The 19,038-nt window shown below is 62.5% G+C and carries 17 protein-coding genes; 6 read left to right on the top strand and 11 right to left on the bottom strand.

Going from position 1 to position 19,038, the window contains the following annotated elements; all coding sequences use genetic code 11:
• Positions 1 to 12: 12 nt before the first annotated feature.
• From JAB6_RS11340 to JAB6_RS11320, 5 genes are read right to left on the bottom strand one after another with little or no spacing between them, the layout of a single operon-like run.
• Positions 13 to 1,044, bottom strand: coding sequence for an ABC transporter ATP-binding protein (locus tag JAB6_RS11340; RefSeq protein ID WP_070302870.1), 1,032 nt, complete (start codon positions 1,042 to 1,044; stop codon positions 13 to 15).
• A 13-nt stretch (positions 1,045 to 1,057) separates the two neighbouring features.
• A complete protein-coding gene (locus JAB6_RS11335) occupies positions 1,058 to 1,837 on the bottom strand; it encodes an ABC transporter permease (RefSeq protein WP_034745682.1) in 780 nt (259 codons plus the stop codon).
• Complete coding sequence (locus JAB6_RS11330; protein WP_034745679.1) at positions 1,834 to 2,673, bottom strand: ABC transporter permease; 840 nt, start codon at positions 2,671 to 2,673, stop codon at positions 1,834 to 1,836. The genes JAB6_RS11335 and JAB6_RS11330 overlap by 4 nt, the downstream gene beginning before the upstream one ends.
• A 21-nt stretch (positions 2,674 to 2,694) precedes the next feature.
• Positions 2,695 to 3,717, bottom strand: coding sequence for an ABC transporter substrate-binding protein (locus JAB6_RS11325; protein ID WP_034745676.1), 1,023 nt, complete (start codon positions 3,715 to 3,717; stop codon positions 2,695 to 2,697).
• 57 nt (positions 3,718 to 3,774) lie between these two features.
• Complete coding sequence (locus JAB6_RS11320; RefSeq protein WP_254671582.1) at positions 3,775 to 4,890, bottom strand: porin; 1,116 nt, start codon at positions 4,888 to 4,890, stop codon at positions 3,775 to 3,777.
• Positions 4,891 to 5,115: 225 nt separating this feature from the next.
• Here JAB6_RS11320 and JAB6_RS11315 point away from each other — a divergent pair, with 225 nt between their 5' ends.
• Entirely contained in the window at positions 5,116 to 6,033 is a 918-nt protein-coding gene (locus JAB6_RS11315) for a LysR family transcriptional regulator (protein WP_034745670.1), read from the top strand.
• An 8-nt stretch (positions 6,034 to 6,041) separates the two neighbouring features.
• On the opposite strand, the gene rsmA is transcribed toward JAB6_RS11315, so the two are convergent.
• From rsmA to JAB6_RS11295, 4 genes are all read right to left on the bottom strand, one after another.
• Positions 6,042 to 6,821: a 16S rRNA (adenine(1518)-N(6)/adenine(1519)-N(6))-dimethyltransferase RsmA gene (gene rsmA / locus JAB6_RS11310; RefSeq protein ID WP_034745667.1), complete on the bottom strand. Its 780-nt coding sequence runs from the start codon at positions 6,819 to 6,821 to the stop codon at positions 6,042 to 6,044.
• Between the two features lie 100 nt (positions 6,822 to 6,921).
• Positions 6,922 to 7,977: a 4-hydroxythreonine-4-phosphate dehydrogenase PdxA gene (gene pdxA / locus JAB6_RS11305; RefSeq protein WP_070302868.1), complete on the bottom strand. Its 1,056-nt coding sequence runs from the start codon at positions 7,975 to 7,977 to the stop codon at positions 6,922 to 6,924.
• Positions 7,978 to 7,996: 19 nt separating this feature from the next.
• Positions 7,997 to 9,391: a peptidylprolyl isomerase gene (locus JAB6_RS11300; protein ID WP_254671579.1), complete on the bottom strand. Its 1,395-nt coding sequence runs from the start codon at positions 9,389 to 9,391 to the stop codon at positions 7,997 to 7,999.
• A 103-nt stretch (positions 9,392 to 9,494) separates the two neighbouring features.
• Positions 9,495 to 11,732, bottom strand: a complete 2,238-nt coding sequence (locus JAB6_RS11295; protein WP_070302867.1) for an LPS-assembly protein LptD — start codon at positions 11,730 to 11,732, stop codon at positions 9,495 to 9,497.
• A gap of 99 nt (positions 11,733 to 11,831) precedes the next feature.
• On the opposite strand from JAB6_RS11295, the gene JAB6_RS11290 reads away from it, so the two are divergent.
• The 5 genes from JAB6_RS11290 to JAB6_RS11270 all read left to right on the top strand — a co-directional run bounded on the left by JAB6_RS11290 (position 11,832) and on the right by JAB6_RS11270 (position 17,196).
• Positions 11,832 to 12,899, top strand: coding sequence for an aminoglycoside phosphotransferase family protein (locus tag JAB6_RS11290; protein ID WP_070302866.1), 1,068 nt, complete (start codon positions 11,832 to 11,834; stop codon positions 12,897 to 12,899).
• A gap of 43 nt (positions 12,900 to 12,942) precedes the next feature.
• Complete coding sequence (murU, locus tag JAB6_RS11285) at positions 12,943 to 13,662, top strand: N-acetylmuramate alpha-1-phosphate uridylyltransferase MurU (protein WP_070302865.1); 720 nt, start codon at positions 12,943 to 12,945, stop codon at positions 13,660 to 13,662.
• A complete protein-coding gene (pepP, locus tag JAB6_RS11280; RefSeq protein WP_034747621.1) occupies positions 13,662 to 14,984 on the top strand; it encodes a Xaa-Pro aminopeptidase in 1,323 nt (440 codons plus the stop codon). The genes murU and pepP overlap by 1 nt, the downstream gene beginning before the upstream one ends.
• 9 nt (positions 14,985 to 14,993) lie before the next feature.
• Positions 14,994 to 16,136, top strand: a complete 1,143-nt coding sequence (locus JAB6_RS11275) for a UbiH/UbiF/VisC/COQ6 family ubiquinone biosynthesis hydroxylase (protein ID WP_070302864.1) — start codon at positions 14,994 to 14,996, stop codon at positions 16,134 to 16,136.
• A 115-nt stretch (positions 16,137 to 16,251) separates the two neighbouring features.
• Positions 16,252 to 17,196: a sensor domain-containing diguanylate cyclase gene (locus tag JAB6_RS11270; protein ID WP_081368390.1), complete on the top strand. Its 945-nt coding sequence runs from the start codon at positions 16,252 to 16,254 to the stop codon at positions 17,194 to 17,196.
• Positions 17,197 to 17,241: 45 nt separating this feature from the next.
• Here JAB6_RS11270 and JAB6_RS11265 read toward each other — a convergent pair whose 3' ends face one another.
• Positions 17,242 to 18,696, bottom strand: coding sequence for an NAD(P)(+) transhydrogenase (Re/Si-specific) subunit beta (locus tag JAB6_RS11265; protein WP_058048033.1), 1,455 nt, complete (start codon positions 18,694 to 18,696; stop codon positions 17,242 to 17,244).
• Between the two features lie 8 nt (positions 18,697 to 18,704).
• Entirely contained in the window at positions 18,705 to 19,019 is a 315-nt protein-coding gene (locus tag JAB6_RS11260; RefSeq protein WP_034745644.1) for an NAD(P) transhydrogenase subunit alpha, read from the bottom strand.
• Between the last annotated feature and the right edge of the window lie 19 nt (positions 19,020 to 19,038).

The raw sequence follows: 19,038 nt of genomic DNA, 5'->3' as shown, positions 1-19,038 counted from the left end.
TTCCAGTCGAAGTTAGGCACCCAGCCACAAGGCGCTGTCGGCAGGGAGCACGAACGAGACGGCCGTGCCTTCGCGCCAGGCGGCGCCGCCGGCCGCACAGATGCCCTTGACCTGGCCCAGCGGCGTTTGCAGCAGGTATTCGACGGTGTCGCCCAGGAAGCCGCGTGCCAGCACGGTGCCCGGGTAGTTACCTGCCGCGTCGTCGGCGGCGCAGACGCGCACCTTGTCCGGACGCCAGCCCAGCACCGTGGTGCCGGCGGCGACGGGAGACGTGTACGGCAGGCTGGCGCCCGCGTGGTGCAGCGCGCCGTCGCGGTAATCGAACAGGTTTTCAAAACCCATGAAGTTGGCAACGAAGCGCGTCGACGGCGTATTGAACACGGCTTCCGGCGCGGCCAGCTGCTCGATGCGCCCGCCGTTCATGACGACGATGCGGTCGGACAGGGCCAGCGCTTCTTCCTGGTCATGCGTCACGTACAGCATGGTGATGCCCAGTTCGCGCTGGATGCGGCGCAGCTCGGCGCGCATCTGCACGCGCAGCTTGGCGTCCAGGTTCGACAGCGGTTCGTCCAGCAGCAGCAGGGCCGGTTCGACGACGATGGCGCGCGCCAGCGCCACGCGCTGCTGCTGGCCGCCCGACATCTGCACCGGCAAACGGGTTTCAAAACCCGTCAGTCCCACGGCGGCGATCACGGCTTCCACTTTCGTTTTCAGCAGGGCCGGCGCGACCTTGCGCAGGCGCAACCCAAAGGCGATGTTGTCGTACACGTTCAGGTGCGGGAACAGCGCGTACGACTGGAACACCATGCCGATATTGCGCTTGTTCGGCGCCAGCTTGCCGATCTCGCGGCCGTCGAGCACGATACGGCCCGACTGCAGCGGCATCAGGCCGGCAATCGCACGCATGGTGGTGGTCTTGCCGCAGCCGCTGGGGCCCAGCAGGGAAATCAGTTCGCCCTGCTCGACGTGCAAGTCCAGGTCTTTCACGGACGTCGTGTTCTTCGCGTAGCCGAGGTTCAGCTTGTGCAGTTCCAGATAACTCATGGTGTGTTGCCTCTTACATGTATTTAGAAATGCCCAGCACCTTCTCGGTCACCATCACGAAGGCCATGGTGAACAAGACCAGCAAGGTCGACAGGGCAGCGATCGATGGATCGAAGCTGTTTTCCATATGGCCCAGCATCTCGATCGGCAAGGTGCTGATGCCGGGGCCCGTGAGGAACAGCGAGACGGGCACCTGGTTGAACGAGGTGACGAAGGCAAGGAAGAAGGCGGCGATCACGGCGTTGCGGATATTCGGCAGCACGATCATGAAGAAGGCCCGCAGGCGCGACGCGCCCAGGGTGATGGCGGCATCTTCGATATCCACGCGCAGGTTGACCAGGCTGGCGTACACGACGCGCACCGAATACGGAATCAATAGCGCGATGTGGCCGATCAGCAGGCCCACGTAGACGGGCGCGTTAATCGTCAGCACCAGGTGGTGCAGCAAGCCCAGACCGACGAGGATGGCGGGAATGATCAGCGGCGACGTCAGCACCTGGCGGATGGCGCCGATGCCCGGTGGCGGCATGCGCGAAAACGCGTACGCGACGGGTATGCCCAGCAGCAGCGCGATGACGGTCGCGATCAGGCCAATTTCCAGGCTGGTCTGGAAGGCACGGCGGAACTCGGGCGCCGACCATACTTCGATGATCCAGCGCAGCGAGTACGACTCGGGCGGGAAGGCCAGCGTCTCTCCGCCGGAAAAGCCCGCCAGCACGACGATAGCGAAAGGCCCCAGCAGGAACAGGAATACCAGCCATAAAACGGCACGTGAAAAAAGGCTTTCTTTCATACGGAGCTCCGGCTCGAGGAAATACGTTTAAGGCCGGCGTTGACCAGCAGGGTCATGCAGACGAGGATGACGGCGATGACATTCGCCGCGCCGAAATCACTCTCCACGCTGACCTTCTGGTACAGCAGCGTTTCCAGCATCAGAACCTTGGTGCCGCCCAACAGGGCCGGCGTCACGTAGGCCGTCACGCAGCCTGTAAAGACCAGCGTGCCGCCCACGACCAGGCCTTCCTGCGTCAGCGGCAAGGTGACCTTGCAGAAGACTTGCCATGGATTGGCGCCCAAGGTGGCGGCAGCCGGTTCCACGTCGCGCGGCAGGTTTTCCAGCGCGCCCGCCAAGGACATCAGCATCAGCGGCAGCAGCAATTGCAGCAGGCCGACAAAGACGGCAAATTCGCTGAACAGCAGACGCAGCGGCTCTTCCGTGAAGCCCATGTTGACGAGTGCCGCGTTGACGGCGCCGTTACGGCCCAGGAGCACGATCCAGGCGTAGGTGCGCGCGATCGGCGAGACCATCAGCGGCAGGATCATCATGCCCACCACCAGCCCGCGCCACTTCGGCGACACGCGCGCCACGGCTTGCGCGGCCGGGTAGCCAAGGATGATGGCCGCCAGGGTCACCAGCGCGGCGATGCGCAGGGTCCGCCAGAAGATGGTGCGGTTGAATTCCTGCGAGAAGAAGTCGATGAAACGGTCAACGCCCCACTGCATGCCGTCGCCGACGCGGAAAGCGTCGACCAGCAAGGCCAGCACGGGCAGCAGGAAGCAGACGACGATGAAGATCAGCGCCGGCAGGACCAGCAGCAGTCCCAGGCGCTTTTTTGGATCAGCAAACATGGTGTTCTCTCCTCGTCACCACTATTTGCTCATGGCCTTGTTCCACTGCGTCATCCAGTTGCTGCGCTGTTTGATGATGGTTTCCGGCTTGACGAATTTCAGCGAATTGATCTGGTCGGCGCCATAGGTATTGAATTGCGCGGCCGCCACGGACAGGCGCACGTCCTTGTTGACGGGCGAGTCGACCAGGTTGGTCGCCAGCTGCGTCTGCACTTCCTTGGACAGCCAGAAATCCATCAGCTGGTAGGCCAGGTCCGCGTTCTTCGAACCGGCGACGATGCCCATCACATTCATGCCGGCCGCCTGGCCTTCGGCCGGGATGCTCCATTTCAGGGGCAGGCCCGTCTTGAGCATTTGCGACCACGTAAAGCGCGCCACGGGCGCGGCCCAGATTTCATCCTGGGCGAACAGCGCGGCCAGTTGTGCGCTGTTTTTCGAGAACGTGACGACGTTGCCCTTCATGCCGACGATCTTCGCAAAGCCGGTGGCGTAGTCGTCCGTCTTGCCGCCCCAGGCCGCATCGGCCATGCGCAGCATCAACGGGCCCTGCGTGGTGCTCACGTCGGGGAAGGCCACGCGGCCCTTCAGTTCGGGGCGCCACAGGTCCTTCCACGACGTCAGCGGGGCGATCTTGTCGCTGCGGTACACCAGGCCCACGGAATACAGGGTGTAGCCGACGGCGTAGTTGCCGCCGATGGGGTTTTTCGCCACGTCGTACAAGGCTTTGTAATTGCTCAGCTTGGAGTAATCCATGGGCTGGATCACGCCCTTTTGCGCCGCTTCCAGCATGCCGGAATCGGACAGCAGCACCAGGTCGATCACCGGATTCTTGGCGTGCACCACCAGCTTGGCGATGCGGTCCGCGTTATTCCCCGTTTCCACCTTGATATCGCAACCGCATTTGGCCTTGAACGGCTCGTACACATACTTCATGAACAAGGGCTGGGCAATCGGATAGGCCGAAATGACCAGCTCGCGTTTTTCCGCGTGAGCGGCGTTAGCCAGCAAGCCTAGGCTCAACGCCAACATGAGGTGCTTTTTCAAGATGCTTCCTTTCAGGGGACGGCGCTGCGGGACAGCGCCTGTAAAGATGAATCAGAGTCAGAAATAATGCCGCATGCCGGCGATCAGGACGCTTTGCGTCTTGCCGCCCGAGGCGCCAAAGCCGAACACGCGGGCGAACGTCGCATCGCCGGCCGCTTTCTGGTAGCTCCAGGTGATGGCGATATCAGTGCGCTTGGACAGGAAGTAATCGGCCTGGAAATTGACCTGATGCCATTTCGGCGTCTTGTTGATCACGTCATATTTACCGGTGGTATAGAAATACGAGGCGCCCAGGTTCAACGCTTCCGTCAGCTTGTGGTTCACGTTCAAGTCCACGTTTTGCAGGGTCAGATTGCTCTGATCCAGGTAGTGGTAGCGCACGTTGGTGTACAGCGCGCCGAACTTGGTCTTGCCGACATTATAAAAGCCTCCCGTGCCGGCGATGGCCTGGCTGTCCACGCCGGCGCCCTTGACGGCGCTCTTGTTGAAGATCAACAAGGAGCTGCCATAGTCATTGCCGATGGCGCCATTCGGCGCGTCGGGGCTGTTCGGACGGTCCATCTTGGTGTAGGCGACGGCCCAGCTGAAGGCGTCGACCTTGTAGCCGGCGCCCATGCTGTAGACGCGGTTGCGGTTCGAGTCTTCCGGGTTTTCGCTGAAGCCGTACAAGCCCGTGAACGACAGGTTGCTGATGTTCGGGCTCACATACTTGACGGCGTTTTGCACGCGCAGATTGTTGTAGCCATTGTCGTTGTCGCCGATGTGCACGCCGTTACTGGCGATGACCACAGGTCCCAGCAGATCCTTGACGGCTTCGTACTGGCGCCCCAGTGTCAGGGTACCCTTGTCGTTGCTGGACAGCCCCACATACGACTGGCGGCCGAACAGACGGCCGCTTTGCGAGGCCGTGCCCGTCATGACGTTAAAACCGTTTTCCAGCACGAAGAGTGCCTTGGTGCCGTTACCCAGGTCTTCCTGGCCGCGGAAACCGATGCGGGGATTCTGATTCGTGCCGCTCAGCGCATGCGTGCGGCTGCCCTTGCCTTCATCCGATACATAGCCGATACCGGCCGACAGCAAGCCATACACTTGCACGCTGCTTTGCGCCTGCGCCACGCCGTGCGCCGCCAGCAAGCCCCCCACCACCATCGTTCCCGTCATCCATTTGTTCATCGCCGCCACCCTAAAAAGAATAAACCCTGAGTTTTTTTGGAATTATTTTATTGATGCATCCCTTGCGTGGCGCGCTGCCGCGAGTACCGGCGCCGCCTGGCAAGCGCTTCTCTGAAGATTGTTGCCTTCAAGACAAGTAAGGACCAGTCCAGAATATGGTAAATTGCAGGATAAGAAAATTTGTTTATTTTTATAAATCCATTACTTTTTCTAATAAGCAAACCCATGCATGAACTGAGCAAGAAAATTTCCTTACGACATTTGCAAGCGTTTGCCACCCTAGCCCGGGTAAACAGCTTCAGCAAGGCCGCACAGGAATTGTGCGTGACCCAGCCGGCCCTCAGCGCATCGATCAAGCTGCTGGAAAACCAACTGGGAAAAAAGTTGTTTAACCGCACAACCCACCAGCTGGAACTGACGCGCGAAGGCAAGCTGGCGCTCGACTACGCCACGCATTTATTGAATACGGCGAGCAATACCTTTGCCGATATCCAGCGCGCCATCGGCAGCGGCCGGCACCGCATCCGCATCGGCGCCATCCCGTCGGCCATGGCGATGACGGCCGTGGTGGTGGCGCGCTACTGCGAGCAGCATGGCGATGAAGTGGAAATCGTCCTGTCGGACATGCCCAACGATGGCTTGCTGCACGCGCTGCATTCGGGCCAGCTGGACTTTTGCGTGGGCATCGAAGTGCCCGGTTCCGTGTCGCTGGAAAGCGTGGGCCTGTTCGAAGACGAGCTGGTGCTGGTGACGGCGGGACGCCATGCGCTGGCGCCGCTCAAGGAAGTGCGCTGGGACCAGCTGGCGGGCCAGGAAATCGTCGTGTTCACCAAGGGCAGCATCTGGGAGTTCGCCTCGAGCGCGCTGCGCCAGCATGGCTTGAGCCCATCGAGCCTGTACCAGATGATCCACAGCGAATCGCTGTACGGCGTGGTACGCGCCGGCATCGCCGTGGGCATCATGCCCAGCCTGTACACGACCTTCCTCAACGACGAGGACCTGCACGTGGCGCCCCTGCGCCAACCCACGTGCAAGCGCAAGATCGCCCTGATGCGGCGCAATGAAATCAGCCGCAACCACCATGTGGACGACTGTTTTTCAGCGCTGCGGCAAGACCTGCAGCAGGTCGACCAGTGGTTTTAAGTTAATACTTAAGCAGGTGCCTTCAGCAAGTTCGCCAAAGCCACGTATTGCTCCAAGCCCACGGTTTCCGGACGCAAGGTCGGGTCGATGCCGGCCGCCTTGATCTGCTCTTCCGTAAACATCCCGGCCAGGCAGTTGCGGATCACCTTGCGGCGCTGCGAGAAGGCCTTCATGACGACGGCTTCCAGCGTTGCCTGGTCGCACGCCAGACGCTCGGCCACGGGGATCATGCGCACGATGGCCGATTCCACTTTCGGCGGCGGATCGAAGGCCGTCGGCGGCACGATGAACAGCAGCGACATCTTGTAGCGCCACTGCAGCATCACGGACAGGCGGCCATACGCCTTGCTGCCCGGCTCGGCCACCATGCGTTCGACCACTTCCTTTTGCAGCATGAAATGCTGGTCCTGCACCAGCGGCGCGAAGTCCGCCAGGTGGAACAGCAGCGGGCTGGAAATGTTGTACGGCAAGTTGCCCACGATGCGCAGCTTCTGGCCGGCCGGCACGGGGATTTGCGCGAAATCGAATTTCAGCGCGTCGCCCGAATGGATCGTCAGCTTGGCCGGATTGAACGTTTTTTCCAGGCGCACGATCAGGTCGCGGTCCAGCTCGACCACATGCATCTGCTTCAAATGGCGCAGCAGCTGCTCCGTCATGGCGCCCAGGCCGGGGCCGATCTCAACCATGGCATCGTCCGGCTGCGGCCCGATGGCGGCCGTGATGTCGTCGAGGACGAAGCGGTCATGCAGGAAGTTCTGGCCAAAGCGTTTGCGGGCAACGTGTTTCATAATGTGTTTTCTATTAATGCGGTAAAGCCGGCACAGGCCGGCGGAATCGGTTGAGCAGACAGTGTCGGGTTACGCCGTGCCGGCTAACCCGACCTACGCTCTATGCTCTGGTCGGGGTGCTGGCGCGCAACATGTCGAGCGCCGTTTGCAGCGCTTGCTCCATGCTGTGGCTGTCGGCCAGCCCCAGCCCTTGCGCGGCCAGGTCCAGCGCCGTGCCATGGTCGACCGAGGTGCGTATCAACGGCAAGCCCAGGGTGATATTGATGCCGCGCCCGAAGGTCGCGTATTTCAGCACGGGCAAACCCTGGTCGTGGTACATGGCCAGCACGCAGTCGGCATCGGCCAGGTATTTGTGCTGGAACAGGGTGTCGGCCGGATACGGTCCGCGCGCATCGATGCCGCGCGCTTGCGCCGCCGCAATCGCCGGAGCGATGACATCGATTTCCTCGCGTCCCAGATAGCCGCCCTCGCCCGCGTGCGGGTTCAGGCCGGTGACGAGAATGCGCGGCGCGGCGATGCCGAATTTCTGTTGCAGGTCCGACTGGAGGATATCGAGGGTGACGGCCAGGCTGTCCATGGTGATGGCAGCGGACACGTCCTTCAACGGCAGATGCGTGGTGGCCAGCGCCACGCGCAGGGTCGGTTCGCCATGGCCGGGTTCACCGGCCAGCATCATCACCACTTGCGGCGTGCCGGTTTTTTCTGCCAGGTATTCCGTATGGCCGGAAAAAGCCACGCCGGCGTCGTTGATCGTGCTCTTTTGCAAGGGCGCCGTGACCATGGCGCCAAACCAGCCGGCTTCGATGCCTTCCACGGCCGCGTCCAGGGTGGCGAGCACGGAACGCCCGTTTTCCTTGTCCAGCACGCCGGGAATGACATTGTTCACGGTGGGAATATCGATCACGGCCAGGCGGCCGGGTCCGAACTGGGGCAAGCCGCTGTTGCGCACGGCTTGCAGCGACAGCGCCGCCAGACGGATCTCCGGGTCGATCAGGCTGGCCGTCAGCGCCAGGAAGGCGGCGTCGCCCAGCAGGATGCAGTTGACCTCCTGCCGCATGGCCCAGGCGGCGCGGATCGAAATTTCCGGGCCGACACCGGCCGGTTCGCCACAGGTAATGGCGATGGCCGGGCGGCGGGCAACAGGCAAGTTACTCATGCGCAATCAGTCAGCAGCATTACTGGTCGTCCGCGCGGAATTCGACGTAGGCACGGTCGCGCACTTCGCGCGCCCAGTTTTCCGTCGCTTCTTCCAGCTTGCGTTCGCGCAAGGCGTTGCGTGCGGCAGCGCGCTGCTTCTCTTTCGAGACGTCATCGCTCTTGCGTTCCAGCACTTCGATCAGGTGGAAGCCAAAGCTCGATTCGATCGGTTCGCTCACCTCGCCCGGTTTCAGCGCATTCATCGCCGTTTCGAATTCCGGTACGGTGTCGCCTGGATACAGCCAGCCCAGGTCGCCGCCCTTGGCCGCGGAGCCGTCGTTCGAGAACAAACGGGCCAGGTCTTCGAACTTGGCAGCCTTGTTGTCGAGACGCTCTTTCAGCTCAAGCAATTTACGCTTGGCTTCGGCCGCCGACAGGGTCGGCGTCACTTTCAGCAGGATGTGGCGGGCATGCGTCTGCTGCACGGCGGCGACGGCTTGCGCCTCGGCAGCGCTGCGGCGGTCCACCAGTTTCAGGATATGGAAGCCCGTGTTGCTCTTGATGATAGGCGTGATCTGGCCCGGCTTCAATTTCAGCAATTGCTCCGTGAACAGGGGCGGCAGGCGGTCGCTATTGCGCCAGCCGATATCGCCGCCGCTCAGCGCATCGCTGGCGTCGGAATAGCTGGCGGCCATCTTGGCGAAATCGGCGCCCGTGCGCAGCTGGCGGCTGACTTCTTCGGCGCGCGCGCGGCGCGCGGCGATTTGTTCAGGGCTCGAGTTTTCCGGAATGCGCACGAGAATTTGCGCCAGGTTCAGCTCCACCTGTTCGCTGGCGGCCGCCTTTTCCGCTTCCAGGAAGTTATCCACTTCGGAATCGGAAATCTGGATCTTCGCGTCGACTTCGTGCTCGCGCAGGCGCTGCATGATGATTTCATCGCGGATTTCTTCGCGGAAGGTCGCAAACGGCGTGCCTTCTTTTTCCATCTGGTTGCGCAGCTCTTGCACCGTCATCTTTTGCTGTTCAGCAATACGGCCAATCGCGCGGTCCAAGGTCAGGTCATCCACGCGGACGCCCATTTCCTTGGCCAGCTGCATTTGTGCACGCTCGACAATCATGCGCTCGAGCAGTTGACGACGCAGGTCGGCAGGATCCGGCAAGGGCACGTTCTGCGCCTTCATGCGCTGCTCCACGCTCTTGATACGGGCCGCCACTTCATTGCGCGTAATCACATCGTCATTGACGACGACGGCGATGGAATCGATGGTCTGGCCACTGCTCGACGCGGGGGGAGTGAATCCCTTGACCGGCGCTGGGGCAGCAGCAGCGGGCTTGGCCGCAGGAGCTGGCGCAGCCTGTTGCGCCCAGACACTACTGGTCGTGGCGCCGGAAATGGCGCACAACAAAACCGTTGCAATTTTGAGTTGGTGCATACTGGCATTACGCATAATGTGTAGAGCGCTCATGAGTTCAGGTGAATAAAAAAACCGGTTTGTGCCAGCGCCGGGAACACCGGCGGCGGCAACGGAGCCTATCTTAACGGAGTGGCTGGCTCAATGTCTGGTAACCAGGGATGGTTTTTGTAAAAGTTTCCAGGCCATTCGCACCCAGGCCCAGGCCATTCGACAAGCCCGTCAATTCCAGCTGGAAGAAGATCGGCGTCGAGACAGTCTTGGTCGTCGTCACGAAACGCTGCGCGCCCATGCGGAACACCCAGCAGTCGCCCTTGTATTCCAGGCCGACCAGGCTTTCCAGCATGCTGCGATCCTTGATGGAGTAACTGATGCGGCCGACGCCATACAGCCGGTCCGTCAACGGCCATTGCGTCGACACTTCCGCATTGCGCAGGACGTCACGCTGAAAACGGTTACTGAAATTCAATACCTTCTTCGGCCCTGGCTGATATTGCAAGGTGTAGTTGTAGCTCATCAGGCGGCGATCGCTGGGATTGTACTGCAACAGGCTATCGGCGGTCCAAGTCTCGGACACGCGGCCCGTCGCGGCCAGCAGGATATCCGAACGCGACTGGTTGACGGGCGTCGTCGAATTGAGCTGTACACGCTGGTCGGCAAAATAGAAACGCTGGCCGAAAGTCAGGCGCATGCGCTCCGTGCCATCCGATTGCAGGAAGCGCGAGACGACGGCGGCCGTGACCTGGTTGGCGTCGCCGATGCGGTCGCTGCCGACAAAACGGTTTTCCGTGAAGATCTGCGTCAGGTTGAACGTGCCATCGGCCGTATCGAAGTTCGGGAACTGCGACTGGTCGCGGTACGGCGTGTAGACGTAGAACAGGCGCGGCTCCAGGGTTTGCGTGCCACCCTTGGCGCCGAACAGATTCGTGTCGCGCTCAAACACCAGGCCGCTGTCGACCGAGAAGGTCGGCACGGCGCGCGTAAACGAGGTGTCCTTAAACAGCGCCTTGGTCCGTGCGTCATTGTCGAGCTGATACGCGCTGGCATTGAGCATCAGCTTGGGCGTGATGAAATAGCCAGGGCGCATGATGGGAAAACTCACCTGCGGCACGGCCACGAGGCGCGAGCCTTGCACCAGGGTCGGATGCGCGAAGCGCGTCGCTTCCGCGTCGAAGGTCCAGTCGAAACCGCCCCAGACGTCGTATTTGCCTGCGTGGAAGTTCACCGCCGGCAAGCGGTCATACGGGCGTGGCACGACCACATTGGGATCGGGATCCTGCAGCACCTGGTAATTCTGCACGCGCGCCGTCAGGCTCCAGTCCTCGGTGCGGTAATCGGTGCGCAATTCGCGCAGCAACTGGCGCTCGGTGGCGGAGGCGACGGTTTTCGAGAAATCGTTCGGGTAATTATTATCGGACGCCTCGCGCAGATCCCAGCTGTAAGTCCAGCCCTTGGCCAGCGCCTGCTCATGCTTGGACTTGATCATGTAGCGGTTGGTCTTGGTTTGCTTGTCGTTAGGCAAGAACTCAAACGACGTTTCACCACCGTACAAGCCGGCATCCGTCTCGCCCATGTAGCGGCCCGTCGCACCGAGCTGGATGCCGCGCCGCTGGATGTAGCGCGGGAACAGGGTCAGGTCGCGGTTCGGCGCGATGTTCACGTAATACGGCATCAGCAGCTCGAAGCCGTTCTTCGAGGCAAAGCCCGGCGTGGGCGCCAGCCAGCCCGAGCGGCGCGCACCCGACAGCGAAAACGAAATGCCCGGCGTGCCCAGGATCGGCACGTCCTTGAAATAGATGATGGTCTTGCTGCCGGTGCCCACGTCGCGGCCCGTATCGAGATTCAAGGTGCTCGATTTCAGGTACCAGTCCGGATTCGGCCCTTCGCAGGTACTGTACGTGCCGTCGATCACAGTGGCTTCGTCTGGATTGATGAAGTCGACGCGCTCGGCCTTGCCCTGGCCGCCGCCCACTTCGAAGCGATAGGTCGGGTTGAGCAGGAAACCCTTGCCGGTCTCCATGTTCAGCTTCAGGACGTCGCCCGTGTAGTAATCGCCGAAACGCCACATCTTGATATGGCCCTCGGCGTCGAACTGATCTTCAACTTGTTTGTAACAAGCTGTATCGGCCGTCATTTTTGTGGTTTTTCCGCGCTCAATCACGACATTCTGGTCGAGATTGATCTCTCTTTCCGGTCGTCCGTTCATGCTGTTCGCCGTCATGACGGTGGGCGCGTCGGGATCTTCCACATGCACGGGACGCGGTGCTTTCTGGGCGTGGACAGGCACCGTCGTGGCGGCGACGAGCGCGCTGATGGCGAAAGCCCAGCGCTGCGAAGGGGGGGAGGCCGAAAACCAGCTCATGAATTGGAAGGGGCAAGCACCATTGACAGGCGATTTTTTGATTTGAATCCCTTATTATATGGGAATCTGCACCATCAACCCGATTCCACAGGCCGCTTAATGTCATTCTCCCCCAATTCCTCCGCCGCGCCGGCCTCCGCCGACGCTCGCCTGACCCTGTTGAAAGCCTGGTTGACCTCGCTTAACCTCGTCGCGCCCGAATCCGCCCGCCCCGCTTCCAGCGATGCCAGCTTCCGCCGCTACTACCGTCTCGATGTGCTGCCAGGCAACACAACATTGCCAGGAAGTACACTGATCGCCATGGATGCGCCGCCCGAGCGCGAAAACGTGCCCGCCTTTGTCAAGGTGGCCGGCTTGCTGAAAGGCGCCGGCGTGTCCGTGCCCGAGATCATCGCGCAAGACCTGGAGCAGGGCTTCCTGCTGCTCTCCGACCTGGGCACGACCACGTATCTCGACGCCCTGAACCACGACAACGCAAGCGTGCTGTACGCCGAAGCGCTGGAATCGTTGATGAAAATCCAGCTGGCCAGCCAGCCCGACGTCTTGCCCGAATTCGACCGTGCCTTCATCCTGCGCGAAATGAATCTGTTCCCGGAATGGTTTATCGGCAAGCACCTGGGCGCCACCTTGACGGATGTGCAACAAACCCAGCTGGACAAGGTATTCGAAGCCATCACGGCGAACATCTTGTCGCAGCAGCAAGTATTCATGCACCGCGACTACCATTCGCGCAATCTGATGCACATCAACGATGGTTCCATCCCGAATCCCGGCATCCTCGATTTCCAGGACGCCGTCTTTGGCCCCGTCACCTACGACATCGCCTCGCTGCTGCGCGACGCGTATATCCAGTGGGATGAGGAACTGGTGCTCGACTGGGTGATCCGCTACTGGCAGCGCGCCAAACAGCTGGGCTTGCCAGTCAATCCGGACATCGACGCCTTCTACCGCGATTTCGAATTCACGGCACTGCAGCGCCACCTGAAAATCCTCGGCCTGTTCGCACGCCTGAATTACCGCGACGGCAAGGATCTGTACATGGGCGACCTGCCAACCGTGCTCGATTACGTGCGCAAGACAGCCAACCGCTATACGGAACTCAAGCCGCTGGTGCGTTTGCTGGACGCCCTCGAGAACAAAACGCCGCAAGTCGGTTACACCTTCTGATCACTTCAGAGCAATTTACAATGAATCAGAAAACGAGTATTCCATGAAAGCCATGATCTTTGCCGCAGGCCGCGGTGAACGGATGCGTCCGCTTACCGATACCTGTCCCAAACCGCTGCTGAAAGTGCGCGGCCGTCCGCTGATCGTCTGGCATGTGCTGAACCTGGTGCGCGCCGGCATCACGGACATCGTCATCAACCATTCGCACCTGGGCCATCTGATCGAGGAAACCGTGGGCGACGGCAGCGCGTACGGCGCGCGCATCGCGTATTCGCCCGAGACCACGCCGCTGGAAACGGCGGGCGGCATCGCGCAAGCGCGCCACTTGCTGGGCGAGGAACCGTTCCTCGCCATTTCCGGCGACATCTATTGCCCGTATTTCGATTTCAAGCAGGTGCTCGACGTGCTGGCCGACAAGGATGTGCTGGGCACGCCGTACCCGGCCGACCAGCGCGATATCGCCTGGGCCTATCTGGTGCCCAATCCCGACTTCCACCCGAAGGGCGACTTCGGCCTGACCTTGTTCGCGATCAACAATACGGACGACACCAGGTGGACCTTCGCCAATATCGGCGTGTACCGTCCTGAAATGTTCGACGGCATCACGCCCGGCAGCCACGCCAAACTCGGAGATTTGCTGCGCCGGTATGCGGACCAGGGCCGCGTGGGCGGTGAAGTCTATACCGGCGAGTGGACCAATGTGGGTACGCCGGCACAGCTCGACACGCTCAATGGCGTGGCAGCGAAGGCGCCTGCGGCATGATGGCCAATTACGCGGCACGGCGCGCGGCGCTGCTGGCGCAGATGCTGCCGGGCAGCGTGGCCATCCTCGCCACGGCGCCCGAAGTGCCGCGCAACAGCGATTGCGATTATCCATATCGCCACGACAGCTATTTCTATTACCTGAGCGGTTTCACGGAACCCGACAGCGCCGTGGCCCTGGTGGCCGCCAGCGCCACGGCGCCCGCGCGCGCCATCCTGTTTTGCCGCGCCAAGAACACGGAGCGCGAAATCTGGGACGGTTTCCGCCACGGCCCCGAAGCGGCCCGCGCCAGCTTCGGTTTTGACAGCGCCTTCCCCATCGAGGAACTCGACGTGGAAATGACACGCCTGCTGGCCGACGCCCCCGCCATCTACCATGCGCTGGGCGGCAGCCTCGATGCACAGGTCAAGGTGTGGCGAAACAATGTGCGGCAAAAGGCCCGCAGCGGCGTCACGGCGCCCGCCATCGCGCATGACATCCATGGCATGCTCGACGCCATGCGCCTGCTGAAAGACACGGAAGAACAAAACCTGATGCGCCGCGCGGCCGCCATTTCCAGCGCCGCCCACGTGCGCGCCATGCGCGCCACGCGTCCCGGCATGCACGAATATGCGCTCGAAGCGGAGCTGCTGTACGAATTCCGGCGCAGCGGCGCGCAGTTCCCCGCGTATTCCTCCATCGTGGCCGGCGGCGGCAACGCCTGCATCCTGCACTACAGCGCCAATAACGCGGTCCTGCAAGACGGCGAGCTGGTATTGATCGACGCCGGCTGCGAACTCGATGGCTACGCCTCGGACATCACGCGTACCTGGCCCGTCAACGGCCGTTTCAGCGGCCCGCAGCGGGCGCTGTATGAACTGGTGCTGGCCGCGCAGCAAGCGTCGCTGGACATGGTGCGCCCCGGCTTGCCGCACAGCGCCATCCACGAAGCGGCCGTGCAGGTGCTGGCGCAGGGCATGCTGGACCTCGGTTTGCTGGACCGGCAAAAAAGCGGCGGTGTGCAGGACGTCATCGCCGACAAGAGCTATATGCCCTTCTACATGCACGGCACCAGCCACTGGCTGGGCATGGACGTGCACGACGTGGGCGCCTACCGCGACACGGATACCCCCGGCAAGCCGTGGCGCGCGCTCGAAGCGGGCATGGTGCTGACGGTGGAACCGGGCATCTATGTGCGCCCCGGCGCGGGCGTGCCGGAGCAGTTCTGGCATACGGGCATCCGCATCGAAGACGATGTGCTGGTCACGCCGCAAGGCCATGAAGTCTTCAGCACGGCGCCCAAGAGCGTCGCTGAAATCGAACAACTGATGTCACAGGATTAACGCCGCCGCATGCATACACCGCCCACTTTCGATCTCGCCATCTGCGGCGCCGGCCCCGTCGGCATGGCGCTGGCCGCCCTGCTGGTACAGCGCGGCAGCCGCGCCGCCGGCATCGTCCTGCTCGACGCCAAATCCATCGAACAAGCGAGGCGCGATCCGCGCACCATCGCCCTGTCGCACGGCAGCCGCCAGATTCTCGAGGAAGCGGGCGCCTGGCCCGTGGAAGCGACACCGATCCATCAAATCCACGTCTCGCGCCGCGGCCAGTTCGGGCGCAGCCTGATGGACCGCAGCGAACATGGCGTCGAAGCGCTCGGTTATGTGGCCCGTTACGGCGCCGTCGTCAGTTCGCTGGCCGACGTATGCGAGCGCCTGGGCGTGGCCAGCCTGCGCCCGGCGCTGATGACAGGCAGCGTGGAGGATGGCGATGGCGTCAGCGTGCAGATCGACCAGGCCGGTGCCGCGTCGAGCTTGCGCGCCAGCCTGCTGGTGCAAGCCGAGGGTGGCCTGTTCGGCCAGCAGCCGGAACGGACCGTCAGCCGCGACTATGGCCAGAGCGCCATCATCGCCCATGTGCGCACAAGTGCTCCCATCGCGCACCGCGCGTATGAGCGCTTCACCGACGAAGGCCCGCTGGCCCTGCTGCCGCAGGACGACGGCTACGCGCTCGTATGGTGCGTGCCGCCCACGCGCGCCGAGCAATTGCTGGCGCTGGACGACGCTGCCTTCCTGGCCCGCCTGGGCGCCGCCTTCGGCAGCCGCCTGGGACGCTTTACGCATACGACGCCACGCTTGGCCTATCCGCTGGGCCTGAACGCGCAGGCGAACGGCACAGCGCGCACGGTCGCCATCGGCAATGCGGCGCAAACCCTGCACCCGGTGGCGGGACAGGGCTTGAACCTGGGCTTGCGCGACGCCGCCGTGCTGGCCCGCGTGCTGGCGCAGGACGGCAGTCCGGCCGGGCTGGAACGCTACGCCAGCCTGCGCCAGACCGACCGGGGGCTGACCGTGCGCGTCACCGACACCATGGCGCGCATCTTCACGGGCAGCGCCCCCACGCAAGGCTTGCTGGGCCTGTCGCTGGGTTTGCTGGACGTATTTTCCCCTGCACGCAAGGCACTGGCTGGGCTGATGATGTACGGCCGCCGATAAGGCTTAACAATAAGGAAAGAGCTGGGGCGAAAAAGAAACAGGGAACATATCCGGCATGGAATAAACGGCCCGCGGATGCGACAATGGCTGTCACCTGGCTTTTGGCGACCGTTCCATGACAGATGTATTGCCCGCAGCACCGCCTGCCGCTCTTCCCGAAGTGCTCTTTTCCCGCCTGCTGGAAGACGCCCTCGACGCCGTCATCATCATCGACGAGCATTGCCGCATCCGCTATATCAATGGCGCCATGCAGGCATTGTCGGGCTATGCGAGCGGGGAATTGCTGGGCCAGACCTTGAACGGCCTGCTACCCGACGCCGTCGGCGCGCAGCACGACAATCACGTGATCAATTACATCCGCAGCTCGCGCACGTCCAGCGTGCTGGGCAAGATACGCGAATTCGCCATCCGCCACCGCGACACGCAGATGATCCCCATCGAAATGAAGGCGATGGACCTGGGCGTGGTCGACGGCATCCGCTATTTCGGCGCCTTCTTGCTCGATGTGCGCGAACGGCGCGAACTGGCGGCCAAAAACGCCAGCCTGCTGGCGCAGCTGGAACAGCAGGCGCTGCACGATGCGCTAACGTCGCTGCCGAACCGGCGCGCGTATGAAGCGCAAGCCGAGCAGGCGATGGCGCGCGCGGCGCGCAGCGGCGCCGCCTTGACCGTGGGCGTGGCCGACCTCGACCATTTCAAGAAGATCAACGACCGCTACGGCCATGCCGTGGGCGACGCCGTACTGCGCACGGTGGCGCAGGCGCTGCGCGACACGGGACGCATCACCGACGTGGCGGCGCGCCTCGGTGGCGAGGAATTCGGCCTGCTGTTTCCCGACGCCAGCCTGCAGCAGGCGCATAGGGTGGCCGAACGCATCCGCGCCGCCGTGGCCGCCGCCATCACGCCGTTGCCCGATGGCGGCGAACTGCAGGTGACCATCAGCATCGGCGTGGCCTCCCTGACGGCCGGCGCCACGCTGGATGCGGCCATGTCCGATGCCGACAAGGCTCTGTATGCGGCCAAGCACCAGGGCCGCAACAAGGTAGTGGCGGCCCAATAAAAACGGCCCGCGCAAGGCGGGCCGTCCGGTCGCTGCAAGCCGTGCTTATTCGACGGCTTTGAGCATATCCTCGATCACCTTCTTGGCGTCGCCAAACACCATCATCGTGTTCGGCTGGTAGAACAGGTCGTTGTCCAGGCCCGCATAGCCGGACGCCATCGAGCGCTTGTTGACGATGATGCTCTTGGCTTTATACGCTTCCAGGATCGGCATGCCGGCGATCGGCGATTTCGGGTCCTTCGCCGCCGGGTTGACGACGTCGTTCGCGCCCAGCACCAGCACCACGTCCGTCTGGCCGAATTCGCCGTTGATGTCTTCCATCTCGAAGACCTGGTCGTATGGTACTTCCGCCTCGGCCAGCAGCACGTTCATGTGGCCCGGCATGCGCCCCGCCACCGGGTGGATCGCATACTTGACGGTGATGCCCTTGTGCGTGAGTTTTTCCACCAGTTCCTTCAGCGAGTGCTGCGCGCGCGCCACGGCCAGGCCGTAGCCGGGCACGATGATGACGGTTTCCGCATTGCTCATGATGAAGGCGGCATCGTCGGCCGAACCCGATTTCACGGGACGCTGTTCCTGCGCACCTGCCACACCGGCCGCCGGCGCATCGCCGCCGAAGCCGCCGAGGATCACGTTGAAGAACGAGCGGTTCATCGCCTTGCACATGATGTACGACAGGATCGCGCCAGACGATCCCACGAGCGAACCGGCGATGATCAGCATCGAGTTATTCAGCGAAAAACCGATGCCGGCCGCAGCCCAGCCCGAGTAGCTGTTGAGCATCGACACCACCACCGGCATGTCGGCGCCGCCGATGGGGATGATGATCAGCACGCCCAGCGCAAAGGCGATCAGGGTCATGACGATGAACGGCGTCCACGCCGGTTCGACGCCATCGGCGAAGCAGAACGCCAGGCCCAGGCCCACCATCACCAGCGCCAGCACGAGGTTGAGCATGTGCTGGCCCTTGAAGCTGACGGGCGCGCCCTGGAACAGGCGGAACTTGTATTTGCCCGACAGCTTGCCGAAGGCGATCACGGAACCGGAGAACGTGATGGCGCCGACAAAGGTGCCGATGAACAGTTCGAAGCGGTTACCGATGGGCAGCGCCTCGCCGTGCTTGGCGATATTGAAGGCCCACGGCTCCGACACGGCCGCCACGGCGATGCACACTGCGGCCAGGCCGATCAGCGAGTGCATGGCCGCCACCAGTTCCGGCATCTTCGTCATTTCCACGGTTTTCGCCAGGTAGGCGCCGATGGCGCCGCCCGTGACGATGCCGATGATGACGAGGGTCAGGCCCATGCCGCCCGTTTGCTGCTCCTTCAGTTTCAGGATCAGCGCCACGGTGGTGACGGCGGCAATGGCCATGCCGCTCATGCCAAAGGCATTGCCGCGGCGCGCCGTCGATGGCGACGACAGGCCTTTCAGGGCCTGGATGAAGCACACCGAGGCGATCAGGTACATCATCGTCACCAGGTTCATGGTGACGAAGCTCATGGCGTGACTCATTCTTTTGCTCCTTGCTTGGCCTTCGGTTCTTTTTTACGGAACATCTCGAGCATGCGCTGCGTGACGAGGAAGCCGCCGAACACGTTGACGGCGGCCAGCGCGACGGCCAGGGTGCCGGCCACTTGCGCCAGCGGGCCATCGGTCAGGCCGGCCGCCAGCATGGCGCCGACGATGATGATGGCGGAAATGGCATTGGTGACGGCCATCAGCGGCGTATGCAGCGCCGGCGTGACGGTCCAGACGACGTGGTAGCCGACATAAATGGCCAGCACGAAGATGATCAGGTTGGTGATGGTGTGACTGATTTCCATGATGTTGTTCTCTCCGGCG

This window comes from Janthinobacterium sp. HH104 (assembly GCF_001758715.1).
Classification (GTDB): Bacteria; Pseudomonadota; Gammaproteobacteria; order Burkholderiales; family Burkholderiaceae_D; genus Janthinobacterium; species Janthinobacterium aestuarii.
Note: the sequence above shows the minus strand (reverse complement) of the source record. Positions and strands in the feature narration are given on the sequence as shown.